This is a genomic window from Bradyrhizobium sp. WBOS08 (assembly GCF_024585125.1).
In the GTDB taxonomy this organism is placed as follows: Bacteria; Pseudomonadota; Alphaproteobacteria; order Rhizobiales; family Xanthobacteraceae; genus Bradyrhizobium; species Bradyrhizobium japonicum_B.
Genome location: NZ_CP028988.1, coordinates 6,285,804 through 6,310,458, shown reverse-complemented (window position 1 = coordinate 6,310,458; position 24,655 = coordinate 6,285,804). Strand labels below are relative to the sequence as shown.

Genomic DNA, 24,655 nt, shown 5'->3' with positions numbered 1-24,655 from the left:
CCCCATCATTTTACGGCCCCGGCAGTCAGGCCGCGGACGAAGTACTTGCCGCCGAGCAGGTAGATCAGCAGCGTCGGCAGCGCGGCGATGATCACCGCCGCGCTCTGCACGCCATGCTGCGGGATGTCGGCGACTGCGGCGGAGAGCGCGATGAGAGCGGCCGTGACCGGCTGCTGCTGGCCGGTCGTGAACGTCACGCCATAGAGGAATTCGTTCCAGATATGCGTGAATTGCCAGATCACCGTGACGATCAGGATCGGCCCGGAGAGCGGCAGGATGATGCGCCAGAAGATGCGGAAGAAGCCGGCGCCGTCGATCCGGGCGGCCCTGATCAATTCATGGGGAATGGCGACGTAGTAGTTGCGGCAGAACAGCGTGGTGAAGGAGAGCCCCTGGATGGTGTGGATCAGCACCAGGCCGGCCAGCGTGTTGATCAGGCCGATGTCGCGCAGCACGATGGTCCAGGGAAGCAGGCGCATCTGCTGCGGCAGGAAAAGGCCGAGGGTCACGATCCCGTAGATCCAGTTGTCGCCGCGAAAGCGCCAGAGTGACACCGCGTAGCCGGCGATGGCGCCGAGCAAGGTCGAGAAGATCGTCGCGGGGATCGTGACCAGCGCGGAGTTCAGCATGTAGGGCTGGATGCCGGAGCAGGTCTCGGCCACGCAGAAGCCGCTCCAGGCGGCGGCGTAATTGCTCCAGGCCAGATGTTGCGGCCAGCCGATCATCGAACCTTGCGCGATCTCCTCGTTGGTCCGCAGCGAGTTCAGAACGACGACCACCAGCGGCGCGAGCCAGGCCGCGGCGATCAGTGAAACGACGAGGTAGATCAAAACCCGGCTCGGGGTGAAGCTGCGCTCACGCATGGACGGCCCGCCGTCGCTGGAAATATCGCCATGCCGCATAGGGCACGAGCACCGCGAGAAGGATGAGCAGCATCAGCACTGCCGCCGCGGCACCGCGGCCGAGCAGGCTGCGCTGGAACATGAGGTCATAGACGACGAGGGCGGGCAGCTGGGTCGCAATTCCCGGCCCGCCATTGGTGAGGGCGCGGACGAGGTCGAACGTCGAAATCGCGAACTGCAGCTGGATCACGACAACGGTGATGGTGATCGGCCAAAGCGACGGCAGGATGATGCGCCGGTAGATCCGGACCGGTCCGGCGCCGTCGATCTGTGCGGCCTTGATGATGTCGGCGTCAACGGAGCGAAGGCCGGCAAGAAAGAGAGCCATGGCAAAGCCGGAGGATTGCCAGATCGCGGCGACGACGATGGTCCAGATCGCCATGTCGCGGTCGATCAGCCAGTCGAACTTGAAGGACGTCCAGCCGAGATCATGGACCAGCTTCTGGATCCCGAGGCCGGGATTGAGCAGCCAGCTCCAGACCGTACCGGTGACCACGAACGACACCGCGAGGGGATAGAGGAAGATGGATCGCAGCACGTTCTCGCCGCGAATGCGCTGATCGAGCAGGATCGCAAGAACGAGGCCGGTCGCCGCGCTCAAGACCACGAACGCAATGCCGAACAGCAGCAAATTGTCGAAGGCGATCTGCCAGTTCCGCGATGCCAGCACGGCCGTGTAGTTGCGCAACCCCACCCAGCCCGTAACAGGGATCAGCGTGGAGGGCGTGAACGAGATCCAGATCGTCCACAGCGAGAACGAGACGAGGTGCGCCGCGGAGAGCAGCAGCGGCACCCAGATCATCAGGTATTCCGGCAGCCGGCGCACCCATTCAGGAAGCGCCGGCCGGCCCGGTCTTATCGCGGCGGCATTGCTCAACGCGCGCCCTCGACGGCCTCGGCGAGGCGGGTCGCCGCCTGCTCGGGCTTGATCGTCTTGTTCTTCACGAACTCCGTGATCACGTCGATCATGGCTGCGGTCATGCCGTTTTCCTGCGCCATATTGTGCGCCATGCTGAGGACGGCCTGATTGCTGGCGATGGCGTCCTTCAGGGCCTTTGCGGTGGTGCGTTGACCCTCCGACCAGCCTTCGCCGGACAGATCGACATCGGTGCGCACGGGGATCGATCCGGTGATCTGCGAGTACATGGTCTGGATCGCCGGATCCATGACCAACTGGGCCATCAGCGTCTGGCCGGCCTGCAGGTCTGCCTCCTTGCGCTGCCAGAAGATGAAGGCATCGGCATTCAGCAGGAAGACCGGCTTGCTGTTGTCGCTGGGACCTGGCGCAATCACGAAGTCCTCGAGCTTGAAGCCGGCGTTGCGCAACACGCCCTGGGCCCAGCCGCCCATGATCATCATGCCCATGTCGCCGTCGATGAAGCGCTTGAGGTTGGTCGAGAAGTGCTGGGCGCCGACGTTGGGGTCCATCCAATCGGCGATCTTGCGCACCTGCGCGAACGCAGCCTTGATCTCGGGACCTTCCAGAGCCTTCTTCTCGAGATTCATGATGGCGGCGCGGTAGGCGAGCGGACTGATGCCGGCCAGCGCGGCCTCGAATTTCTGCCCGTCATCCGGGCGGGTCCCGCCGTTGGCGATCGGATGGGCGACGCCGCCCGCTTTCATCTTTTCAGCAAGGTCGTTGAAGTCCGCCCATGTGACCGGGACCTTGTCGGCCTTGGCCTTGTCCATGGCGCGCTTGGACAGGAACAGCATGTTGGTGCTGTAGATCTGCAGTGGCAGTGCGATCCACTTGCCGCCCGGCTTGTGCAATTTCGCAAGGTCCGGCGCGACGACCTTCTCGTAACCGGCAGCGGCGACGACGGCGTCGAGATCGACGGTCGGGGCGATCTTCGACCAGGCCGCAATCTCGGGACCCTTGAGCTGCGAGCAGGCCGGCGGATCGCCGGCCATGATCTGAGCGCGCAGCTTGTTCATCATCTCGGTGGTGAAGCCGGGCACGGGCGAATGCTGCCAAACGCCGCCCTTCTCCTCGAACTTCTTGCCGAGCGCGGTGATGGCCGCGCCGTCGCTGCCCGCGGACCATTGCGAGATCGCGGTCAGGCGCGGCTTGACCGCGCCTTGCGCGCGGGCAAAGGCCGGCAGTGCGAGCGTAGCGACGGAGCCAGCGAGCAGACGGCGCCTTGTTGTGGTGATCGGCATGGCAGTTCCTCCCGGTGTGAAGTTTCGGCGCGTGTAGGACGTTCAGATTTAGCTTCAGCGCATGTCAGGCTGCCTCCGTCGAGGCCGCGGGCATGCCGCCACGGCTGGCGAGACAAAAGGCGGCGAAGGCGAGCGCGGCCTGCGGATCGTTGCCGGTCGACGGCGGCACGAAGGCGATAGACACCTGCGCCAATTTGCGTCCCCCCAGCAGGCAGGCATCGATCCCTTCGACCACGGCATTGCGATCGTCTGCGGCGAGAAGTGACGGCCAGCCGCTGATCGCAACGCCGCCGCACGGTTTCACGTTCAGCGTGTTGCCGATCGCAAGGCCGAGCCGGAACAGCCGCCGGCGCAGCTCCTGCCGCACGCGCGATGAGATCGGAATCGTGTTCACCCATTCGTTGCCGAGCCGAAGCAACTCGGCTTCGGCAACGCCGAGAAGCTCGGCCAGGGCTGGAATCGATGCATAGGCCTCGACGCAGCCATGATGTCCGCAGCGGCAGCGCGGCCCTTCGGGCTCGAATACCATGTGGCCGAGCTCGATCGGTTGCAGCGCCTCGGCCTTCGCCGGATCATCCATCCAGGCGCCGGCAACGCCGTGGCTGACGAGCACGAACAGATGCGTGTCGCTGAACGGATAATTCTGGGTGCGGCAGCGGTGAAAGGTGGCGTGGGCGACCACCGAATTGGTGATCTCGAGCGGCACGCCGGCGAACATCTCGTCGAACATCTCGCCGAGGCGCGCGACATCGCAGGGAATGATCGGATTGGCCGAGATGCTGAGACGGCCGAGGCCTGGAATGGAGACGCCGATCTGGGCGAGGGTGATGCGGCGGCGCCGCGTCCAGTCGCGCAGCAATGTCATGGCTTCGCGAAATGCCTGGCCGACGGTCTCGGCGGTCGGCGTCTTCGGCAGCTTCACGCGCTCGGCATAGTGGAGCTCGCCCGACAGGCCGCCGACGCCGACGCTGAGATGCTGAGCAGTCAGCTCAAAGGCTGCGAGGGCGACCGAGCTGTCGAGCGACACGAGGCCGCTCGGGCCGCCGACGTAAGGGGCAGGGCGCCGCACCTCCTCGATCAGGCCCTCGGCCTTCAGGTCGAACAGGATGCGCGACAGGCTCGCTTCCGACAGGCGTACGGCCTTGGCCAGCGGCGGACGGAACGAGCCGCCCGACTGAAGCAGGTGGGTCAAAATGGCAGCGCGCGTCTGCCGCCGACTTCTCGGCTGCTCCGGCATTTCCATCCCTGTCGTCATTCTTACTTAGTGTAAGAATGCGCGCAGGGCAGCTCGGCTGTCAAGTCGCCTGCCGCCATGTCCGTGGACTTGTTGTTGTGCGCGGCAGCACGAGGTTTCGTAGGGTGGGCAAAGCGAAGCGTGCCCACGATTTCATACCCGTTGCGGAGAGGTGGTGGGCACGCTGCGCTTTGCCCACCCTACAAGAGCGCAAACAGAAACAGCGCCATCTTGCGATGGCGCCGTTTCGATAGCCGTATTACTCAGGACTTACTTGCGATCCTTCATCGCGACGTAATCACGCTTGGTGACGCCGGTGTAGAGCTGGCGGGGACGGCCGATCTTCTGTTGCGGGTCCTCGATCATCTCGCTCCACTGGCTGATCCAGCCGACGGTGCGGGCGACCGCGAACAGCACGGTGAACATCGAGACCGGGAAGCCCATCGCCTTCAGCGTGATGCCCGAATAGAAGTCGACGTTCGGGTAGAGCTTGCGGTCGATGAAGTACTGGTCGCTGAGCGCGATCTTCTCGAGCTCCATCGCCACCTTCAGCATCGGATCGTCGCCATGGCCGGTCTCCTTGAGCACGGCGTGACACATCTTCTGCATGAGCTTGGCGCGCGGATCGTAGTTCTTGTAGACGCGGTGACCGAAACCCATCAGGCGGACTTCGGAGTTCTTGTCCTTCACCTTGGCGATGAATTCGGGAATCTTGTCCACGGTGCCGATCTCGGCGAGCATCGCCAGCGCGGCTTCGTTGGCGCCGCCATGCGCCGGGCCCCACAGGCAGGCGATGCCGGCGGCTATGCAGGCGAACGGGTTGGCCCCGGACGAGCCGGCGATGCGGACCGTCGAGGTCGAGGCGTTCTGCTCGTGGTCGGCGTGCAGGATGAAGATCTTGTCCAGCGCGTCGGCGAGCACCGGGTTGATCTTGTAGTCCTCGCACGGCACGGCGAAGCACATGTGCAGGAAGTTCTCGGCGAACTTCAGCGAGTTCTTCGGGTACACGAAGGGCTGGCCGATCGTGTACTTGTAGGCCATCGCCGCCAGGGTCGGGATCTTCGCGATCATGCGCATGGATGCGATCATGCGCTGCTTCGGATCGTTGATGTCGGTGCTGTCGTGATAGAACGCGGCGAGCGCCCCGACTGCGGCCACCATGATCGCCATCGGATGAGCGTCGCGGCGGAAGCCCTGGAAGAAGCGGGCCATCTGCTCGTGCACCATCGTGTGATGGATCACGCGGTCGTCGAAATCCTTCTTCTGCGCCGCGGTCGGCAGGTTCCCGTAGAGCAGGAGATAGCAGGTCTCCAGGAAGTCACCGTTCTCGGCGAGCTGCTCGATCGGATAGCCACGGTATTCCAGCACGCCCGCATCGCCATCGATATAGGTGATCTTGGACTGGCAGCTCGCGGTGGAAGTGAAGCCGGGATCGTAGGTGAACAGGCCGGACTGGCCGTACAGCTTGCCGATATCGATGACATCAGGCCCGACGCTGCCGCTGTGGATCGGGAGATCGTAATTCTTGTTTCCGACCGTCAGCGTAGCGGTCTTTGGGCTTGGTTTTGCGTCCATCAGAGGTCCCCGATGTATGGTGAAACGGGCCGGAGCCGGGGCCCCCGAGGCAGGTCCTCAAGGGCGGGCCGGATGTTCCAGAAGGTACGGGCAGATGGGTATATTATTGCTATGTGCGCTGCAAGATCGCCGCACGCATGGTCGACTTACGTCGTAGACTGATCCTTAAGCCGGCCAAGGGTTTCCTGGCGTCCCAGGACGTCCAAAACCTCAAATATGCCAGGCGACGTCGTCCGTCCGGTCAGCGCCGCCCGCAAGGGCTGGGCGACCGCGCCGAGCTTGAGACTATTTTCCTCGGCAAAGGCGCGCAGCGCCGCTTCGGTGCTGGCGCCGTTCCAGGTCTCGACGGTCTCCAGCGCGGCATGAAGCTGGCCGATCAGCTTGCGGTTCTCGGGCGTGAGCAGGGCTTGCGCCTTCGGATCGAGCTCCAGCGGCCGGTCGGCGAAGATGAAATAGGCGCCGTCGATCAGCTCGATCAACGTCTTGGCGCGCTCCTTCAGGGCCGGCATCGCCTTGACGAGCTGCGCGCGCGTGGTGTCGTTCAGCTTGGCCTTGAGCTCGGCCCGTCCCGGCACGTGGTCGAGCACGTCCTCGAACATCTTCACGAGCGATTGATCGTCGGCGTGGCGGATATAGTGGCCGTTGAGGTTTTCCAGCTTGGCGAAATCGAAGCGGGCGGCGGCGCGGCCGACATTGGCGAGGTCGAAGGCGGCGATCATCTCCTCGGTCGAGAAGATCTCCTGGTCGCCATGGCTCCAGCCGAGCCGGACGAGGTAATTGCGCAGCGCCGCCGGCAGATATCCCATGGCACGGTAGGCATCGACCCCGAGCGCGCCGTGGCGCTTCGACAGCTTCGAGCCGTCCGGACCGTGGATCAGGGGAATGTGGGACATGCTCGGCAGCGCCCAGCCCATCGCATCGTAGATCTGCTTCTGGCGCGCGGCGTTGATCAGATGGTCGTCGCCGCGGATCACGTGGGTGACGCCCATGTCGTGGTCGTCGACCACCACCGCGAGCATGTAGGTCGGGTTGCCGTCGCCGCGCAGCAGGACGAGGTCGTCGAGGTTCTCGTTCTGCCAGACCACGCGGCCCTGAACCTGATCCTCGATCACGGTCTCGCCGGTCTGCGGCGCGCGCAGGCGGATGGTCGGCTTGACGTCGCCAGGGGCGGTCGCGGGATCGCGGTCGCGCCACATGCCGTCATAGAGGCGGGTGCGGCCCTCGGCGCGCGCCTTCTCGCGCATCGCGGCGAGCTCCTCGGCACTGGCGTAGCAGCGATAGGCCTTGCCGTCGGCGAGCAGTTGCTCGGCAACCTCGCGGTGACGCGCGGCGCGGGCGAACTGGTAGATGACCTCGCCGTCCCAGCCGAGCTCGAGCCATTTGAGACCGTCGAGAATGGCGCCGATCGCGGCCTCGGTGGAGCGCTCACGGTCGGTGTCCTCGATCCGCAGCAGCATCTTGCCGCCGTGCTTCTTCGCATAGAGCCAGTTGAACAGCGCCGTGCGGGCCCCGCCGATATGGAGGAAGCCGGTCGGCGAGGGGGCGAAGCGGGTGACGACGGAATCGGTCATTCTTGGCGGGGCCTATGCATTGGAAGCGGTGGTGTATAGCAGGACCGGCGCATAACTAAAGCCCGACGGCGGACCTGCCGGGCCTGCTTAAGCCCTTGCTTAGGCTCTTGGCTCAGCCCCCCGAATTTGGCAGAAGGACCGCTGATTTCCCGACAGGATTTTGGTAATGACAGAACCGGTGGCAGCTGAGGTTGGGCGCGATTTCATTCGTGACATCATCCAGGCCGACCTCGATCAGGGCAAGTACAGGGAAATCGTGACCCGGTTCCCGCCGGAGCCGAACGGCTACCTGCATATCGGTCACGCCAAGTCGATCGCACTCAATTTCGGCATCGCCCAGGAGTTTCCGGGCCGCTGCCACCTGCGCTTCGACGACACCAATCCGGTGAAGGAAGAGCAGGAATACATCGATTCCATCCAGGCCGACGTGCGCTGGCTCGGCTTCGACTGGGGCAAGAACCTGTTCTTCGCTTCCGACTATTTCGACCGCCTGTACGAATGGGCCGAGCAGCTGATCCGCGACGGGCTCGCCTATGTCGACGACCAGACCCAGGAGGAGATCCGCGTCTCCCGCGGCACGCTGACCGAGCCTGGCAAGAACTCGCCGTTCCGCGATCGCAGCGTCGAGGAGAACCTCGACCTGTTCCGGCGCATGAAGGCCGGCGAATTTCCCAACGGCGCGCGCGTGCTGCGGGCCAAGATCGACATGGCCGCCGGCAACATCAACCTGCGCGATCCCGTGCTGTACCGCATCCTGCACGCGCACCATCCGCGCACCGGCACGAAGTGGAGCATCTATCCGAGCTACGATTATGCGCATGGCCAGTCGGACGCGATCGAAGGCATCACGCACTCGATCTGCACGCTGGAGTTCGAGGACCATCGGCCGCTCTACGATTGGTTCATCGAGAAGCTGCCGGTGCCGTCCAAGCCGCATCAGTACGAGTTCGCGCGGCTGAACCTCACCTACACGCTGCTGTCCAAGCGCGTGCTGACCCAGCTGGTCCGCGACGGTCATGTCGCGGGCTGGGACGATCCGCGCATGCCGACCATGGCCGGGATGCGCCGCCGCGGCGTGCCGCCGGCGGCCTTGCGCGAGTTCGTCAAGCGCATCGGCGTTGCCAAGGCCAACAGCGTCGTCGATGTCGGCATGCTGGAGTTCTGCATTCGCGAGGAGCTGAACCGCACGGCGCAGCGCCGCATGGCGGTCTTGAGGCCGCTCAAGGTCGTGATCGAGAACTACCCGGAAGGGCAGATCGAGGAGCTCGAGGCGATCAATCATCCGGATGATCCCAGCGCGGGCACGCGGAAAATCACGTTCGGCCGCGAGCTTTATATCGAGCAGGACGACTTCATGGAAAACCCGCCGAAGAAGTTCTTCCGCCTGTCGCCGGGCAACGAGGTGCGGCTGCGCTACGCCTATTTCGTCAAGTGCACCGGCGTGATCAAGAACGACAAGGGCGAGGTGGTGGAGCTGCGCTGCACCTACGATCCCGCGACCAAGGGCGGCAACGCGCCCGACGGCCGCAAGGTCAAGGCGACCATGCACTGGCTGCCGGCCGCGACCTCGAAGCCGGCGGAAATCCGCATCTACAACCAGCTGTTCGCTAGTCCCAGCCCGGATGCTTCGAACTTCGCGGCCGATCTCAATCCGAACTCGCTGGAGATCCTGTCGGACGCACGAGTCGAGGCAGCGGTGGCGGAGAGCAACTCGACCGAGCCGATGCAGTTCGAGCGCCAGGGCTATTTCGTGCGCGACAAGGACTCGACGCCCGGCAAGCCGGTGTTCTCGCGCACCATCGGCCTGCGCGACACCTTCGCGAAGGAAGTGGCGAAGGGCTGAGGCACGCATGACCACGGAGGCCGACGCCATCGTTGCCGCCATCATCGCGAAATGGTGCGCCGGCTTCGCGACGCTCGATGCAGCGACGCTGTCGTCGCTCTATGCGAAGAACGCGTTCTTCTTCGGCTCGAATCCGAAGCTCTACCGCGGCAGGGACGGCGTCGCCGACTATTTCAGCGGCCTGCCGCGCTGGCGCCAGCCGCGCGCCGTGTTCTCCGACGTGAACACAGCGCAGGCCGGCCCGGACCTGATCAACATGGCCGCGACCATCGCGTTCGATCTCGCCGGCGAGCGGGACGATCTCATCGTCAAGATGAGCTGGGTCATCATCCGCGAGGACGGCGATTGGAAGATCGTCAATCACCACGCCTCGTCGCAGGCGCCGCTGATCTGACGCGACTGCATCGGTTTCGTCATTCCGGGGTCGCGAAACAGCACACGATATCATCATTCCCGGATGTAAGGTCGGCGTGTCCGGACAAGCGGCAACGCGAGCGTTGCCGCGCAGAGCCGGGACCCACGCTTCACAATGCGCGTCATCACAAGGCAGCTCTGGGTCCCGGATCAGCGCCGCAACGCCTTGTGGCGCTGCGGCTTGTCCGGGACACGGGTCGAGGGTGGCCGTGACGATGGAAGAGGAAAAGTAGGAGCGCCTTTTCGCGTTCCTGATCTGTACCGCTATTCGCCCGGCCGCACGTTCCGGTAGCCTCGGTGCCAGTCGCGTCGCGTAAGGTGCAGGGAAATGGCGGAGCAGGGCCGGCCGGTACGCGCCCAGGGGATTGCCGGGACGTGGCCGGTGGGCCGCGCCGCACCCGCCGGCGGCCTGGCTCCGGCGGGTTTCGGCATCTGGCCCACGATTGTCGAAGCGCTTCGTGGATGGGCCCGCGCCGAGGCCGGTCCCGGGCGCCTGCTGCCGTGGGTGCCGGTCGCCTTTGGCGGCGGCATCGCGCTCTATTTTGCCGCCGATCATGAGCCGGTGCTGTGGGTCGTCGCGACGACGGCGGCCGCATTGCTGCTCGGCGCGATCCTGCTGCGGCGGAGCCGGCTGTTCGCGCCCGCGCTCATGATCGCGGCGGTCGCTTCCGGCTTTGCCGGGGCGAGCTGGAAGACGGCGCGCGTCGCCCATACCGTGCTGGCCAAGCCGATGTATTCCGTGTCGCTGTCGGGCTTCGTCGAGACACGCGATATCCGCGAGCGCACCGACCGCTTCGTGCTGCGCGTCACCGCCATGGAGGCGCAGCGCAGCGACGTCAAGCTCGAGCGCGTCCGCCTGTCGGTGCGCAAGGGCACCGCGCCCGAGGTCGGCAGCTTCGTTCAATTGAAAGCGCGGCTGATGCCGCCGCTCTCGCCGGTGCGCCCGGGCAGCTACGACTTCTCGCGCGACATGTTCTTTCAGGGCATCGGCGCCTCCGGCTTCGTGATGGGCGCGATCACGGCCTCGAGCCCGCCGGACGGCGGCGGCCTGCGGCTGCGCTACGCCGCCTTCATGCAAGGCCTGCGCGATACGATCGATGCCCGCATCCGCGCGACGCTCGAGGGCGACAACCGCGCGATCGCGACCGCGCTTCTCACCGGGCGGCGCGATGCGATCTCCGCGCCCGTCAACGACGCGATGTTCATCTCGGGGCTCGGGCACGTTCTCTCGATCTCCGGCTATCACATGGCGGTGGTCGCGGGAGTCGTCTTCTTCGCGGTGCGCGCGCTGCTGGCGTTGATTCCGGGCCTTGCCGTCGGCTTCGCCATCAAGAAATGGTCGGCGGCCGCAGCATTGGTGGCGGCCGCGTTCTATCTGCTGCTCTCGGGCGCCGAGGTCGCAACGCAACGATCGTTCTTCATGACGGCGGTGGTGCTGATCGCGGTGATGGTCGACCGCCGCGCCATCACCTTCCGCACGCTGGCGGTGGCGGCGCTGATCGTGCTCGCGGTCGCGCCGGAGGCGCTGGTGCATCCGAGCTTCCAGATGTCGTTTGCGGCAACGCTGGGTCTGGTGGCGCTGGTGCAGATCGGCATGCCGAACCTGCTGGCCGCGCCCGATCATTCGGCGACTGCACGCGTCGCGCTGTGGGGCGGCCGCGAGATCGCGATGCTGTTCCTGGCCTCGCTGATCGCGGGGCTTGCGACCACGCCCTATGCCGCCTTCCACTTCCATCGCGTCACGCCCTATGGCGTGCTCGCCAATCTCGGGGCGATGCCGGTGGTCTCAGTGCTGGTGATGCCGGCGGGGCTGCTGGGATTGCTCGCAGCGCCGTTCGGGCTCGATGGCGTGTTCTGGTGGCTGATGGGGCTGGGCATCGACTGGATGGTCGCGGTCTCGCGTTGGGTGGCGGCATTGCCGGGCGCGGTCGGCCGCATCCCGGCGTTCGGCATCGCGCCGCTGATCGCCGCGAGCCTCGGCATCATCCTGATGGGCCTGTTGCGCACGCCCCTGCGCTGGTGCGGTGCCGTGGTGCTGCTGGCGTCCATCGCCTGGGGCCTGTCCGTGCGGCAGCCGGATGTGTTGATTGCCGGGGATGGCGCCAGCGTCGCGGTGCGGGGCGGGGACGGGCGCCTGCACCTGATCAGGGCGGGCAAGGACAGTTTCCTGCTGAAGGAGTGGCTGGCGGCCGACGCCGATCCGCGCGATGCCGGCAGCAGCACGTTGGCCGAGGGAGTGTCGTGCGACGAGTCCGGCTGCGTGACACCGCTCACCGATGGGCGCCTGGTCGCGCTGGCCTCGCGCATCGACGCGCTGGCGGACGATTGCAGCCGCGCCGCGCTGGTGGTGACGTCGCGGGCCGCGCCGCCCGATTGCGTGGCGATGGTGGTGGATCGGCAGCGGCTCGCGCGCCAGGGCGCGCTGGCGCTGACACGGCATGGCGACGGATTTGCGGTTCAGGCGGTCAAGGCGAGAGGTGCAGACCGCCCCTGGTCGCCGGCGGCAGCCGGCGAGGGAGATTTCGAAGGAGCCCTCATGCCGAGGCCGGCTTCGCGCGTCCGCGACGCAACGCCGGCGGAGGCCGATCTTCAGGCCGAGGACTGAGCTTTGATCAGCCGATCGGCTGGCGCGTGACGGCCGCCCGACTGTCCGCGATGATCTCAGGCTTATGCTCGCGCTCACCGACCGGCTGCGTCACCGGCAGCTGCAGCACGGTTGCGCGCTGGCCTTCGACCAGCTGAGTCACCAGCACGTACTTGCCGTCAGGAAATTCGATCGCGTCGTGATGGCGATCGGGAATGTGCGGATCGATCTTGCCGAACTTGCCGACGCGGGAGTTGACGGTGCGCGTCCAGATCCAGCGGTTGTCGTAACGGACGTTGTCGGCGAAGGCGAGCTCCGTCCCCGGCAGCAGGCAGACCGCAACGGAGAGATCGGCTTCGGAGGCGAAGCCGCGCGTCGAGGTGCCGCGGAAGGTTGTCGTGACGATCGTCTCGCCGACTTCGGCGGGACGCGTCGCGACGGCATGCAGGCTGTAGTCACACATCGGGTGCTCCTCATGCGAAGATAGCGACCCGCGTCTCGTCGAGGCGCAGGCCTCAATCAGAGTGGAAGCCTGCAACGCTCTGCTTGGTTATGGGCAAATCTGCGGCTCGCGTCCGCAGCGCGCGATCACATTATCTTTCCCGGATTCGATAGGAACAAACATCGCATGCTTGCATTTGGCCGGCGTATCGGCGCTGCCGCACCACTCTGGCGCAAGGCTATCGCATTTGGCTATGGTCAGCCGCCTCCACAGCGTCATGGCCGGGCTTGTCGCGGCCATCCACGCCTTCCACGCAGCACAATGAACGTGGATGCCCGGGACAAGCCCGGGCATGACGACCTCTGCAAAATTCAAGTGCGATTGCCGAAGCGCGCCCGGCGCTTGATGCTCGGTATCAGTACTTCCGGTAAAGCCCGATCAGCTTGCCCTGAATCTTCACGCGGTTCGGCGGCAGGATACGCACCTCGTAAGCGGCATTGGCCGGCTCGAGTGCGATCGAGGCGCCGCGGCGGCGGAAACGCTTGAGCGTGGCCTCCTCGTCGTCGATCAGCGCCACCACGATGTCGCCGGTATTGGCGCTCTCGTTGCGCTGGATGAGCGCCATGTCGCCGTCGAGGATACCGGCCTCCACCATGGAATCGCCGCGCACTTCGAGCGCGTAGTGCTCGCCCGAGCCGAGCATGTCGGGCGGAACGCTGATGGTGTGGCTGCGGGTCTGCAACGCCTCGATCGGCGTGCCGGCCGCGATACGGCCCATCACGGGCACCGCAACGGGCCGCTCGCCCTCGTCCATGGAGGGGCTGGAGCTGGTGCGGACCTTGCCGAGATTGCCCTCGATGACGCTCGGCGTGAAGCCGCGCCGGGCGCCGGCGGCAGCCTGGAGCTCCGGCAGCTTGATCACTTCGATGGCGCGTGCGCGGTTGGGCAGGCGGCGGATGAAGCCGCGCTCCTCGAGCGCGGTGATCAGGCGGTGGATGCCCGACTTCGAGCGCAGGTCGAGCGCATCCTTCATCTCGTCGAAGGAGGGCGGCACGCCGCTTTCCTTCAAACGTTCGCTGATGAACCTCAGAAGCTCGTATTGTTTGCGCGTTAACATCTCGACCAAAGTCCCCCGGTTGATGTCGTTCGATTCCGAGACGATGAGTTCAGCGATAAGCCGCTACATGCTCGAAACAAATCATGAACGGACACTATATGTTCGATACATGTTCCGCAACTGCTTAATTTACCGTGAACGGTGGCGAACTCGCGGAATGCGTGTGGCCTTGCACTCAGACGGGGAGCCGCAGCACCTCGCAAGGGCTGCCGGCCTCGGCCTTCGGCGCGAACGGTGCGCGGACGAGAAGTACCTGTGCCGCAGCAAGATTCGCAAGCAGAGAGGAATCCTGATGGCTGACGGGGACGGCGACTTGCGCACCGTCGTCGCGCAGCTCCAGGCGCGCGCGCAGATAATCCTCGCGCTGGTCGTTGGCGCCGAGATCCTTGCCCAGCAAGGCGCGCTCGCGGCGATGATGAATCACTGAACGGCCCGACAAGGCGCGAATCAACGGCACCATGAACAGGAACGCGCACACGTAGGACGACACGGGATTGCCGGGCAGGCCGATCACGCGCATCGCGCCGAGCCGTCCGTGCATCATCGGCTTGCCGGGCCGGATCGCGATCTTCCAGAACGCCATCGAGATGCCTTCGTCCCGCAGCGCCTGCTGGACCAGATCATGGTCGCCGACCGACGCGCCGCCGGTCGTGATGAGGATGTCAGCACCGCTCTCGCGGGCGCGGCGGATACCGGCGGAGGTCGCCTCCAGCGTGTCGGCGGCGACACCGAGGTCGATGGTCTCGGCGCCCTCGCTGCGGGCGAGCGCATGCAGGGCGTAGCCGTTGGAATAGACGATCTGGCCGTGCCCGGGCGTGGTGCCCGGCCTCACCAGCTCGTCGCCGGTGGCGAGGATCGCAACTCTGGGACGGCGGTGGACGGCGAGATCCGGGTAATTCATCGCCGCGGCAAGCGCGAGATCGCGCTCCGTCAGGCGGGTTCCCTTGCGCAGGAGCACGTCACCCTCGCGGAAATCGACGCCGGCCGGGCGGACGTGCCGTCCGGCGATCGCGGCTTCCTTGATGGTGACGCGGTTGCCGTCCGCGACAGTGTCCTCCTGGATCACGACCGCGTCCGCTCCGTCCGGGATGACGCCGCCGGTGAAGATCCGCACGGCTTCGCCGGCGCCAACTGCTCTCGTGAAAGGACGGCCGGCTGCGATCTCGCCGATCACCGTCAGCCGGGAATCGACCGTTGCCGCATCGGCCGCGCGCACGGCGTAGCCGTCCATCGCCGACATCGCCTGCGGCGGCTGCGTGCGCCGCGCCGCGACGTCATGCGCGAGCACGCGGTGATAGGCCTCGTCGAGCGAAACCATCTGTTCAGGCAGTGGCTCTGCACCTGCCAGCACCGCGGCAAGGGCGTCGGAAACCGGCATCAGGGCCACGGGCGAAACTCCTGCTCGCACATCGTTCAATGGGGCGGCGAGAGTTCTAGCTGACTGCAGAGGCGAGGCAAAGCAGCACGCAGGATGATCTATCCTGCGTGCCCTCCGTGATCGAGCAAGTGCAAGTTCGCACGCGTGATTCTAAAGGCGAAACGGCGGGCATGAGCCTGACCAACACTGAGCTGCCAGCGCCATCGCTAATGTGGTCAAGGTGCCGTCGGCCCGTCCGGGCTGACGTCTCATGCGACGTCGGGAGGTTTGGGGCCTTGGTCCTTGTCGGGGAGCGGATCGGCCTGCGATTTCAAGTCCGCAGCCTTGCTGATCAGCTTGGCGGAAAGCTCGGAATCCGAGGTGTTTCTTGCGAATTCAAGCAGCAGGGAGGCTTGCTTGGTGAAATAAGTTTTGCCCAGCACGTCGACCAGTCCGATGTAGAAGTCCCAACGGACTCATGAGTCCGAAGGGTGGTATTCCGTTCCGGGAACTCTGTATAAAAATGCACAAAGGGGACGGGTTCCACTGATTTTCTGGATTTAGTTCCGGACGGGCTTCCTTCTGATCCGGGGCCGGGATCAAATGCCCAACGCCTTCAAGGCGTTCCCGACGTCACGCGGAGATGTCACGTGCACGGCCGTCAATCCGCGCGCCCGCGCGCCCTCGATGTTCTCTTCGAGATCGTCGAAGAACACGATGCGCTCGGCCGGCACGCCGATCGCCGCGACGACATGGTCGAAAGCGTCTGCGTCCGGTTTGCGCAGGCCGATGCTGGATGACAGGTACAACTCGCGGAAATGGCCGAGCAGACCGGCATATTCCTTCGAGAAATAATCGACATGCGGACGATTGGTGTTGGAGAAGGCGTAGAGCGGCATCTGTTTTGCCGCACGCGGCAGCAGCTCGGCGATCTCAGGCATCTCGCCGGCGAAGATCGCGTTCCAGCCCTCCAGGAACTGGGCGTCCGAGATGCCGATTCCCAGCGAAGCGCGTAACGAGGCGAAATAGTCCGCGTCGCTGATCTTGCCGACCTCGTGCAGCCGGTAGGCCTCGTCGCGCACGTAGCGCGCGACGATGCTTTCGGGCTGGCAACCGGCGTGCCCCGCCCAGCAGGCGATCGCCTTGGAGAAGTCGATGTCGAGCACCACGCGCCCGAGATCGAACAGAAGCGCATCGGCGCTGCGGGGAGAGAGCGATGTCATTGCGTCCTTTTCACCTCAGTGTCGGCAGGAATCCGCAGGTCAGTACCGATAAGGCTCGTGGTCGAACAGCGGGAACGCGCTGAACACGCTCGGCGCGTTGGTGGCGGTCGCCGGATGCAGGCAGGATTTGTCGATCTCGGCAAACGATGTGGCACCCAACAGGCCGAGGCAGCGCAGCACCTCGTCCTCCAACAGCTCCAGCATCCGCGTGATGCCGGCTTCGCCTGAGGCCGCCAGCGCCCAGCATTGCAGCCGGCCGATGCCGACGAGATCTGCGCCTGCCGCAATCGCCTTGACGATGTCGGTGCCGCGACAAATGCCGCCGTCGACCATGATCTTGGCGCGGCCCTTCACGGCCTCGACGATCTCAGGCAGCACGTGCATGGCACCGCGGCCATGGTCGAGCTGGCGGCCGCCATGGTTGGAGACGTAGATCCATTCGACGCCGTGATCGACCGCGATCAGGGCGTCCTCGGCGGTGGCGATGCCCTTCAGGATCAGCGGAATCTTGTACCTGTCCTTGATCATCTTCACGGTCCGCCACTCCAGACCCTTCTGGTAATCGCCACCGGTGGCGCGCAGGCGGCTTTCGCGAACATAGCGCTTGGCGATGTCACGTTCGCGACGGCTGTAATGAGCGGTGTCGACGGTCAGGCAGAACGCGGCGTAGCCGTTCTTCTCGCTCCGGCTGACGACATCGGCGACGAAAGCATCGTCGCCGCGGACATAGAGCTGGTAGAGCCGGAGCGCGTCGGGAGCCGCCTCGGCGGTCTTCTCCAGGCCGGGCTCGGACACCGAGCTCAGCATGTGCGCCGCACCGAAGGTGCCGGCACCGCGCGCGACGCTCGCCGCACCATCCGGATCGAAGATTTCGAGCGCCCCGACGGGCGCGAGCACCACCGGAAGGCGCATCCTGCGGCCGAATTGCTGAACCGAGCCATCCACCTTGCGGACGTCGCGCAGCACCCGGGGGCGAAAGGCGATCTCGTCCAGCGCCATGCGGTTGCGGCGCATCGTGGTCTCGGTCTCGGCGGCGCCGACGATGTAGTCCCAGGCGTTCTGGTTGAGGTTGGCCCGCGCTTTCCGGATGAATTCGTGCAGGTTCTGGAACGGCTCGTTGCTGGCGCCGAGTTCGACGTTCCGTTCTGCCCGGATGCCGGGTGCTTCGTTCATTGTTATCCTCCCGAGGATTTGAACCCTTGTCTCATCGCCTAACCCGTCCAGCCCTGCAAAACTATCCTAGATTTGCATGGCTGCGAGGCGCGGACTGGCCTACGATTCTGCTTGCAGGTAGGCCAGTCCTGCAACGTTGCCAAAAGTTTAGGTCCGGGCGAAGCGATTTCTGCGGCGTACCCGTCGGCGTGGTATCCCGGCCTTGAAGAAACCAGAATGGTATTGTGAGAAGCGAGCTGGATCGCCAATTGCATGGCGTCTCCCATGTCTCACGAGACAAGCTCAAAGCGAACCGCCAAAGCAAGAAGGCAAGCCCATCCATGCGGAAATCCCTGCTGTTCCCTCTGGGCGCGCTCACCGGAGCGTGTCTCACCCTTCTTGTGGCCAGTCCGCATGGCGGTGTCTGGGCGGCACGGGCGGCGGCGAGCGCGGACGACGCCTATTCCCAGCTCAATTTGTTCGGCACGGTGTTCGAGCGCGTGAAGGCGAGCTATGTCGAGAAGCCCGACAATGCCAAACTGATCGAGGGCGCAATCACCGGCATGGTGACCTCGCTCGATCCGCATTCGCGCTACATGAATGCCAAGGCCTGGACCGAGATGCAGGAGACCACCTCCGGCGAGTTCGGCGGCCTCGGCATCGAGGTCACGATGGAGGACGGCCTCGTCAAAGTGGTCTCGCCGATCGACGATACCCCCGCCTCGAAGGCCGGCCTGATGTCCGGTGACCTCATCAGCAAGATCGACGGCGAGGCCGTGCAGGGCATGACGCTCGAGCAGGCCGTCAACAAGATGAAGGGGCCGGTCGACACCAAGACCAAGCTCACCATCATGCGCAAAGGCGCGGATGCGCCGCTCGAAGTGGCGATCACGCGCGAGATCATCCATGTGCGCCCGGTGCGCTTCCGGGTCGAGAACGGCGACATCGGTTATATCCGCATCACCTCGTTCAATGAGCAGACCACCGACGGCCTGAAGAAGGCGATCGCCTCGATCTCCAAGCAGGTGTCGCCGGAGAAGCTCACCGGTTACGTCGTGGACCTGCGCAACAATCCGGGCGGTCTGCTCGACCAGGCCGTGTCGGTGTCGAGCGCGTTCCTGCAACGCGGCGAGGTCGTTTCGACCCGTGGCCGCAGTCCGGAGGAGACGCAGCGCTTCACCGCCCATGGCGGCGACCTCACCAAGGGCAAGCCGCTGGTGGTCTTGGTCAATGGCGGCTCGGCCTCGGCCTCGGAGATCGTGGCCGGCGCCCTGCATGACCACAAGCGCGCCACGATCATCGGCACGCGCTCGTTCGGAAAGGGATCGGTGCAGACGATCATTCCGCTCGGGTCCGGCAACGGCGCGTTGGCGCTGACCACGGCGCGCTATTACACGCCGTCGGGCCGCTCGATCCAGGCCCAGGGCATCGCTCCCGACATCGAGATCCTGCAGGACGTGCCGCCCGAGCTGAAGGGCCGCATGGACACCATGGCGGAGTCCCAGATGCGCGGACATCTGTCGGCCGGCGAGGGTGGCGAGCAGACGGGGTCACAGTCTTACGTTCCGCCGGAAGAGAAGGACGACAAGGCGCTGCACGCGGCCTACGACTTCCTGCACGGCGTCACCGCGAACGCGGTTGCGGCGAAACGGGCATCGAAGGGCGCGGTGCCGAACTAGCCCTTGTGAAGCGACAAATGAAATCGCCCGGGAGTGCATCCGCACGTCCGGGCGTTTTCGTTTGGGCGATCTCGGTGATCGGCAGCCCGCCGGGCTGCATCGGCTCTAACCCGCCTCGCGGCGGCGGCGACCGCTGCTGCCTTCGCGCCGGGCCAGCCGGCTGCGATGCAGCGCGAACAGCTCCAGCATCTTGTCGGCGGGCATGGCGGCGCTGAACAGATAGCCCTGCATCTCGGAGCAGCCGAGCGCACGCAGCAGGCGCTGCTGCTCCTCGGTCTCGACGCCCTCGGCCGTGGTGGTCATGCGGCGCGCGGCCGCCAGATTGACGACGGCCTGGACGATGCTGGCGGAGCCGTCGGGACCGGCGATGTCGTCGACGAAGCAGCGGTCGATCTTGATCTTGTCGAACGGGAAGCGGTGCAGGTAGCTCAGCGACGAGTAACCGGTGCCGAAATCGTCGAGCGCGATGCGGACGCCGATGGCGCGGAGCTGGTGCAGGATCGCCAGCGCGGCATCGTCGTCGCGGATCAGCACCGCCTCGGTGATCTCGAGCTCGAGCCGGCTCGCCGGCAGGTTCGAGGCGGCGAGCGCCGCCATGATCTTCAGGGCGAGGGTGCCGCTCTTGAATTGCACCGGCGAGACGTTGACCGCGAGGCGGATGTCGTCGGGCCAGCTCACGGCGTCCCGGCAGGCGGTCGCCAGCACCCATTCGCCGATCTCGTTGATCAGGCCGGTATCTTCGGCGATCGGGATGAACTCCGCCGGCGAGACCATGCCGCGCTCGGGATGGCGCCAGCGCACCAGGGCCTCGCAGCCGGTGATGCGGTCGTCCTTCAGGCTGAGGCAGGGCTGGTAATAGACTTCGAGGCCTCCTTCGAGGCCTCCTTGGGCGATGGCGTGGCGCAGGTCGCCTTCGAGCTGCCGGCGCTCGCGCACCTTGGCATCCATCTCCGGCTCGAAGAACCGATAGGTGCGGCGTCCGGCGGACTTGGCGGCGTACATCGCCATGTCCGCGTTCTTGAGGATCTGGTCGAGCACCGTGCCGTGTTCCGGCGCGAGCGCGATGCCGATGCTGGCGTCGGTGGTGAGATGATGGCCCATGCAGTCGAACGGCGTGCGGATGGCCGCGAACACCCGCGCGACGAGATCGTCGACCTGGTCTCGCGACGTCACCGCGCTCTGCACCACCGCGAATTCGTCGCCGCCGAGCCGCGCCACGAAATCCGCCGGGCCCGCACAGCGGCGCAGGCTTGCGGCAACCGATTTCAACAATTCGTCGCCGACGAGGTGGCCGAGCGCGTCGTTGACGCCCTTGAACTCGTCGATGTCGATATAGTGCACCGCGATCTCTTCGCCATTGCCGGCCGCGGCCAGCTCGTTGCGCAGATGCTCGTGGAACATGGCGCGGTTGGGCAGATCGGTCAGCGCGTCGTAATGGGCGAGGTGGGTGATGCGCTCCTCGATGCGGCGGCGCTCGGTGATGTCCTCATGGGTCGCCACCCAGCCGCCGTCCGCGAGCGGCTCGTTGAGGATGTGGATCGAGCGGCCGTCGGAGGTATCGACCACCATGGAATTGCGCGTCTGGATGCTCTTCAGCACGCGCGCGACATAGGCGCCGACGTCGCCCGTGAACGAGCCGGTTGCCTTGCGATGGGCGATGATGTCGTGAAAACTGCAGCCGGGTTTCACGATCTTGCCCGACAATCCGTACATTTCGATGTAGCGCTGGTTGCAGACCACCAGCCGCTGCTCGGCGTCGAACAGCAGCAGACCCTGCGTCATGTTGTTGACGGCGCGGTCGAGCCGCTGCTTCTCCAGAGTCAGCCGCTCGCGCGAGGCGCGATGCTGTTCCAGCAGCTTGCGTACGACCGCGATCAGCACGCCTGCGATGGCGAGTGCGGAGGCGGCGGCGACCGAGACCAGCATGCCGATCTGCTCGCGCCAGTCGGTCAGGGCCGCGGCACGCGTCGTGGTGGCCATCATCAGGATCGGGAAATTGGGCAATGCGCGCGAGGAGATCAGCCGATCTTCGCCGTCGATCGGGCTGGTGAAACGGCCGGCGAAACGATCGAGCCCGAAAACCCGCTGCTGTTCGAACTCACCGGTCTTGAAGTTTCGTCCCATCAATTCGCTGGAATGGGGATAACGGGCGAGCAGCGTGCCGTCCCGATGAAGCATCGAGATCGTCGCGCCTTCGCCGAGCGCGACGGAAGCGAAGAACCTTTCGAAATTGGCAGGCTCGATTCCGCGTCCGACGACGCCGAGGAATTCGCCGTTGGGCCCGACGATCCTTCGCGCCACCAAGACGGTCCAGGCACCGGAGATGCGGCTGTGCAATGGCTCGATCAAGACGTCGGGCGAATTGGGATCGTACCTGAAGGTGCGAAAATAGGCGCGGTCGGCCACGTTGACCTTGGGAGTCGGCCACGTCGTCGACGAATTGATCAGGTTGCCTTCGGCATCGATGATGTTGACGCCGCCGATATAGGGCAGCGCCTCGATCTTCGAACGCAGCATCCGGTGCACGTCCTGACCGGAGAGGCGCGCGCGGAAGTCTGCGACGCTCGATACGCCGATCGAACGCGCGTGATCGACGAAGTCTTTCTGGATGACCGCGAAATCCTGCAATTGCTGGTCGAAGTGATGGGCAAGCATCAGCACGGTGTTTTCCAGCTCGCGGCTGGAGTTGCGCAGCGCCCGATCGCGGAAATTCTGCGCCATCAGGACCGAGCCGATTGCGATGGCCGCGATCAGCAGCGTGCCGCCCACCACCAGCCAGCGGATCGGTCCGCTGCGCACGAAGGCCTGGTCAAAGAAGCGACTGCCGAATCCTGTCTTCATGCCGATCATTGCCGCGCACACCTCAGGATCAACTTCTGGCCCTGAGAACACCCGTCGGTTTACGGGGACGGTGTGGAGGTAAAGTTAGGAAGCGGGGTTAACGAAACATGAATTGTCGGAGGCAAAAGCAAGCGATGCGCGGCGCAGGAGCCGGGGCGCTGAAACGAGTGCGGTTCAGACGCGGTAATGGCCGGACTTGCCGCCGAGCTTCTCGACCAGGTGGATGCCTTCGATGCGCACCCCGCGCTCGACCGCCTTGATCATGTCGTAGATGGTGAGGCAGGCGACAGACACCGCGGTGAGCGCCTCCATCTCCACGCCGGTCGGTCCGGTCACCTTGACGCTGGCGCGGACGAGGCAGCCCGGCAGCTTTGCGTCGGGCTCGATGTCGACGATGACCTTCGACAGCGCGAGCGGATGGCAGAGCGGGATCAGCTCCGAGGTGCGCTTGGCGGCCATGATACCCGCGATGCGCGCGGTGCCGAGCACGTCGCCCTTCTTGGCATTGCCGGAGACGATCAGATCGAGCGTCGCCTTGGTCATGACGACGCGGCCTTCCGCGACCGCGAGCCGATCGGTGGCCGGCTTGTCCGACACGTCGACCATGCGCGCCTCGCCGGAGGCGCCGATATGGGTGAGGGCGGGGCCGGCCTTCGTGTTCGAGGCCTTTGTCTTCAAGGACCTGGTCCTGGTCGTGGAAGCGCTGCGCGCCATGTCAACGCGTACCGGTGGCGCGGACGCCCGTCTGCCGCGCCAGCAGCGTGCGCGTCGCCGTGGTGACGTCGGCCTGCCGCATCAGGCTCTCGCCGACCAGGAAGGTCGACATGCCGACGCGCTCGAGCCGGGCGAGATCGGCAGGCGTGAAGATGCCGCTCTCGCCGACCATCAGCCGGTCCGCCGGGATCAGCGGCGCCAAGGCCTCGCTGGTCGCGAGCGTGGTCTCGAAGGTGCGAAGATTGCGGTTGTTGACCCCGATCATCGGCGAACGAAGTTTCAGCGCCCGGTCGAGCTCGGCGCGGTCGTGGATCTCGATCAGCACGTCCATGCCGTAGGCAATCGCTGCATCCTCGAGATCCCGGGCGGTGGCATCGTCGAGCGCCGCCATGATGATCAGGATGCAATCGGCGCCATGCGCGCGGGCCTCGACCACCTGATAGGTGTCGAACATGAAATCCTTGCGCAGCACCGGCAGGGAGGTCGCGGCACGCGCAGCGACCATGAAGTCGAGATGGCCCTGGAACGAGGGCGTGTCGGTCAGCACCGAGAGGCAGGCCGCGCCGCCCGCTTCATAGGCCTTGGCGAGCCGCGGCGGATCGAAATCGGCGCGGATCAGGCCTTTCGAGGGCGAGGCCTTCTTCACCTCCGCGATCAGCGCGTAATCGCCGCTCGCGTGCTTGGCCTTGATTGCGCGCACGAAGCCGCGCGGCGCGGCTTGCGTCTTCGCCTTTGCCTCGACCGAAGACAGCGGCTGCGCGCGCTTGGCGGCGGCGATCTCCTCGCGCTTGTAGGCTTCGATCTTGGTCAGGATGTCCGACATGTCAGGCTCAGCCGTTCGAGACCGCGATCAGGTGCTTCAGGCGCATGTTCGCCGCGCCGCTGTCGAGTGACTTGGTGCCGATCGCAACGCCCTCCTTGAGGTCCTTGGCGCGCCCGGCCACGACCAGCGCGGCGGCGGCGTTCATCAAGGCCACGTCGCGATAGGCACTCGGCTTGCCATTGAGCACGCTTTGCAGCGCGATCGCATTGGCGTCGGCGTCGCCACCCCTGAGCGCGCCGGGCTCGCAGCGCGGCAGGCCGGCGTCTTCCGGCGTCACCTCGAAACTCCGGATCTCGCCGTTGTGGAGCGCGGAGACGAAGGTCGGGCCGGTGAGGGTGATCTCGTCGAGACCATCGGAGCCGTGCACCACCCAGGCGGAGTCGGAGCCGAGGTTCTTCAGCACCTGCGCCAGCGGCTGCACCCACTGCCTGGAGAAGACGCCGACCATCTGCCGCTTCACGCCGGCCGGATTGGAGAGCGGGCCGAGCAGATTGAAGATCGTGCGCGTCGCGAGCTCGACCCGGGTCGGGCCGACGTTCTTCATGGCGGGATGATGGGCAGGCGCGAACATGAAGCCGATGCCGCATTCGCGCACGCAGCGGCCGACCTGCTCCGGCTTCAGGTCGATCTTGACCCCGAGCGAGGCCAGCACGTCGGCGGCGCCCGAGCGCGACGACAGCGCGCGGTTGCCGTGCTTGGCCACCGGCACGCCGGCGCCCGCGACGATGAAGGAGGCGCAGGTCGAGACGTTGACCGAGCCGGAGCCGTCGCCGCCGGTGCCGACGATGTCGACGGCGTCTGGCGGCGCCGCCACGGTCAGCATCTTGGAGCGCATCGCCGCGACCGCGCCGGTGATCTCGTCAACGGTTTCGCCGCGTACCCTGAGTGCCATCAACAGGCCGCCCATCTGCGATGGCGTGGCCTCGCCGCTCATCATGGCGTCGAAGGCGGCAGAGGCTTCGTCACGCGACAGGCTGGCGCCGGTCGCCACTTTTCCAATGATCGATTTCAGGTCGTCCATCGC

At 65.5% G+C, this 24,655-nt stretch carries 20 protein-coding genes; 4 read left to right on the top strand and 16 right to left on the bottom strand.

The annotated features are described in order from the left end of the window. Positions 1-5: 5 nt before the first annotated feature. The 6 genes from DCM80_RS29735 to gltX form a co-directional block, all read right to left on the bottom strand. On the bottom strand, positions 6-863 hold the full coding sequence (locus DCM80_RS29735; RefSeq protein WP_257194939.1) for a carbohydrate ABC transporter permease: 858 nt from the start codon (positions 861-863) through the stop codon (positions 6-8). Further along, positions 856-1,779, bottom strand: a complete 924-nt coding sequence (locus DCM80_RS29730; protein WP_028136126.1) for a carbohydrate ABC transporter permease — start codon at positions 1,777-1,779, stop codon at positions 856-858. Before DCM80_RS29730 ends, DCM80_RS29735 begins: the two co-directional genes overlap by 8 nt. Beyond that, positions 1,776-3,062 (bottom strand): ABC transporter substrate-binding protein, encoded by a 1,287-nt coding sequence (locus DCM80_RS29725; protein ID WP_257194938.1) that lies wholly within the window; start codon positions 3,060-3,062, stop codon positions 1,776-1,778. Before DCM80_RS29725 ends, DCM80_RS29730 begins: the two co-directional genes overlap by 4 nt. Positions 3,063-3,126: 64 nt before the next feature. Beyond that, positions 3,127-4,305 carry an ROK family transcriptional regulator gene (locus DCM80_RS29720; RefSeq protein ID WP_257194937.1) on the bottom strand — a complete coding sequence of 393 codons (1,179 nt, stop codon included), beginning with the start codon at positions 4,303-4,305 and terminating at the stop codon, positions 3,127-3,129. Positions 4,306-4,566: 261 nt separating this feature from the next. Next, on the bottom strand, positions 4,567-5,871 hold the full coding sequence (gene gltA / locus DCM80_RS29715; RefSeq protein ID WP_028136129.1) for a citrate synthase: 1,305 nt from the start codon (positions 5,869-5,871) through the stop codon (positions 4,567-4,569). A gap of 146 nt (positions 5,872-6,017) precedes the next feature. Then, the gene (gene gltX / locus DCM80_RS29710; protein ID WP_257194936.1) at positions 6,018-7,442 is read right to left on the bottom strand and encodes a glutamate--tRNA ligase; all 1,425 of its coding nucleotides are present in this window, start codon (positions 7,440-7,442) and stop codon (positions 6,018-6,020) included. A 166-nt stretch (positions 7,443-7,608) separates the two neighbouring features. Here gltX and DCM80_RS29705 point away from each other — a divergent pair, with 166 nt between their 5' ends. From DCM80_RS29705 to DCM80_RS29695, 3 genes are all read left to right on the top strand, one after another. Continuing rightward, complete coding sequence (locus tag DCM80_RS29705; protein ID WP_257194935.1) at positions 7,609-9,285, top strand: glutamine--tRNA ligase/YqeY domain fusion protein; 1,677 nt, start codon at positions 7,609-7,611, stop codon at positions 9,283-9,285. A 7-nt stretch (positions 9,286-9,292) separates the two neighbouring features. Continuing rightward, entirely contained in the window at positions 9,293-9,679 is a 387-nt protein-coding gene (locus DCM80_RS29700; RefSeq protein ID WP_257194934.1) for a nuclear transport factor 2 family protein, read from the top strand. A gap of 348 nt (positions 9,680-10,027) precedes the next feature. Beyond that, a complete protein-coding gene (locus DCM80_RS29695) occupies positions 10,028-12,304 on the top strand; it encodes a ComEC/Rec2 family competence protein (RefSeq protein ID WP_257194933.1) in 2,277 nt (758 codons plus the stop codon). 7 nt (positions 12,305-12,311) lie between these two features. Here the strand turns inward: DCM80_RS29695 and DCM80_RS29690 are convergent, their stop codons facing one another. The 6 genes from DCM80_RS29690 to DCM80_RS29665 form a co-directional block, all read right to left on the bottom strand. Next, on the bottom strand, positions 12,312-12,746 hold the full coding sequence (locus tag DCM80_RS29690; protein WP_028136180.1) for a hypothetical protein: 435 nt from the start codon (positions 12,744-12,746) through the stop codon (positions 12,312-12,314). Positions 12,747-13,140: 394 nt separating this feature from the next. Continuing rightward, the gene (gene lexA / locus DCM80_RS29685) at positions 13,141-13,842 is read right to left on the bottom strand and encodes a transcriptional repressor LexA (RefSeq protein ID WP_257194932.1); all 702 of its coding nucleotides are present in this window, start codon (positions 13,840-13,842) and stop codon (positions 13,141-13,143) included. 175 nt (positions 13,843-14,017) lie between these two features. Beyond that, on the bottom strand, positions 14,018-15,229 hold the full coding sequence (gene glp, locus DCM80_RS29680) for a gephyrin-like molybdotransferase Glp (RefSeq protein WP_257194931.1): 1,212 nt from the start codon (positions 15,227-15,229) through the stop codon (positions 14,018-14,020). A 239-nt stretch (positions 15,230-15,468) separates the two neighbouring features. Further along, positions 15,469-15,642, bottom strand: a complete 174-nt coding sequence (locus tag DCM80_RS29675) for a hypothetical protein (protein ID WP_257194930.1) — start codon at positions 15,640-15,642, stop codon at positions 15,469-15,471. Positions 15,643-15,798: 156 nt separating this feature from the next. Next, positions 15,799-16,422, bottom strand: coding sequence for an HAD family phosphatase (locus DCM80_RS29670; RefSeq protein WP_257194929.1), 624 nt, complete (start codon positions 16,420-16,422; stop codon positions 15,799-15,801). A gap of 39 nt (positions 16,423-16,461) precedes the next feature. Next, on the bottom strand, positions 16,462-17,595 hold the full coding sequence (locus DCM80_RS29665; RefSeq protein ID WP_257194928.1) for an alpha-hydroxy acid oxidase: 1,134 nt from the start codon (positions 17,593-17,595) through the stop codon (positions 16,462-16,464). 320 nt (positions 17,596-17,915) lie between these two features. On the opposite strand from DCM80_RS29665, the gene DCM80_RS29660 reads away from it, so the two are divergent. Continuing rightward, on the top strand, positions 17,916-19,253 hold the full coding sequence (locus DCM80_RS29660) for a S41 family peptidase (protein ID WP_257179956.1): 1,338 nt from the start codon (positions 17,916-17,918) through the stop codon (positions 19,251-19,253). A gap of 105 nt (positions 19,254-19,358) precedes the next feature. Here DCM80_RS29660 and DCM80_RS29655 read toward each other — a convergent pair whose 3' ends face one another. From DCM80_RS29655 to trpD, 4 genes are all read right to left on the bottom strand, one after another. Continuing rightward, positions 19,359-22,094, bottom strand: coding sequence for an EAL domain-containing protein (locus DCM80_RS29655; RefSeq protein WP_257194927.1), 2,736 nt, complete (start codon positions 22,092-22,094; stop codon positions 19,359-19,361). Between the two features lie 174 nt (positions 22,095-22,268). Then, a complete protein-coding gene (gene moaC / locus DCM80_RS29650; RefSeq protein WP_257194926.1) occupies positions 22,269-22,772 on the bottom strand; it encodes a cyclic pyranopterin monophosphate synthase MoaC in 504 nt (167 codons plus the stop codon). A gap of 37 nt (positions 22,773-22,809) precedes the next feature. After that, complete coding sequence (trpC, locus tag DCM80_RS29645; RefSeq protein ID WP_257194925.1) at positions 22,810-23,631, bottom strand: indole-3-glycerol phosphate synthase TrpC; 822 nt, start codon at positions 23,629-23,631, stop codon at positions 22,810-22,812. A gap of 7 nt (positions 23,632-23,638) precedes the next feature. Further along, positions 23,639-24,652: an anthranilate phosphoribosyltransferase gene (gene trpD / locus DCM80_RS29640; protein WP_257194924.1), complete on the bottom strand. Its 1,014-nt coding sequence runs from the start codon at positions 24,650-24,652 to the stop codon at positions 23,639-23,641. Positions 24,653-24,655: the final 3 nt, after the last annotated feature.

Bases quoted from the DNA above. Each gene is read 5' to 3' on its own strand.
- DCM80_RS29735 (WP_257194939.1), bottom strand. From the start codon at position 863: ATGCGTGAGCGCAGCTTCACCCCGAGCCGGGTTTTGATCTACCTCGTC.
- DCM80_RS29725 (WP_257194938.1), bottom strand. From the start codon at position 3,062: ATGCCGATCACCACAACAAGGCGCCGTCTGCTCGCTGGCTCCGTCGCT.
- DCM80_RS29720 (WP_257194937.1), bottom strand. From the start codon at position 4,305: ATGGAAATGCCGGAGCAGCCGAGAAGTCGGCGGCAGACGCGCGCTGCC.
- gltA (WP_028136129.1), bottom strand. From the start codon at position 5,871: ATGGACGCAAAACCAAGCCCAAAGACCGCTACGCTGACGGTCGGAAAC.
- gltX (WP_257194936.1), bottom strand. From the start codon at position 7,442: ATGACCGATTCCGTCGTCACCCGCTTCGCCCCCTCGCCGACCGGCTTC.
- DCM80_RS29705 (WP_257194935.1), top strand. From the start codon at position 7,609: ATGACAGAACCGGTGGCAGCTGAGGTTGGGCGCGATTTCATTCGTGAC.
- DCM80_RS29700 (WP_257194934.1), top strand. From the start codon at position 9,293: ATGACCACGGAGGCCGACGCCATCGTTGCCGCCATCATCGCGAAATGG.
- DCM80_RS29695 (WP_257194933.1), top strand. From the start codon at position 10,028: ATGGCGGAGCAGGGCCGGCCGGTACGCGCCCAGGGGATTGCCGGGACG.
- DCM80_RS29690 (WP_028136180.1), bottom strand. From the start codon at position 12,746: ATGTGTGACTACAGCCTGCATGCCGTCGCGACGCGTCCCGCCGAAGTC.
- lexA (WP_257194932.1), bottom strand. From the start codon at position 13,842: ATGTTAACGCGCAAACAATACGAGCTTCTGAGGTTCATCAGCGAACGT.
- DCM80_RS29670 (WP_257194929.1), bottom strand. From the start codon at position 16,422: ATGACATCGCTCTCTCCCCGCAGCGCCGATGCGCTTCTGTTCGATCTC.
- DCM80_RS29665 (WP_257194928.1), bottom strand. From the start codon at position 17,595: ATGAACGAAGCACCCGGCATCCGGGCAGAACGGAACGTCGAACTCGGC.
- DCM80_RS29660 (WP_257179956.1), top strand. From the start codon at position 17,916: ATGCGGAAATCCCTGCTGTTCCCTCTGGGCGCGCTCACCGGAGCGTGT.
- DCM80_RS29655 (WP_257194927.1), bottom strand. From the start codon at position 22,094: ATGAAGACAGGATTCGGCAGTCGCTTCTTTGACCAGGCCTTCGTGCGC.
- trpC (WP_257194925.1), bottom strand. From the start codon at position 23,631: ATGTCGGACATCCTGACCAAGATCGAAGCCTACAAGCGCGAGGAGATC.
- trpD (WP_257194924.1), bottom strand. From the start codon at position 24,652: ATGGACGACCTGAAATCGATCATTGGAAAAGTGGCGACCGGCGCCAGC.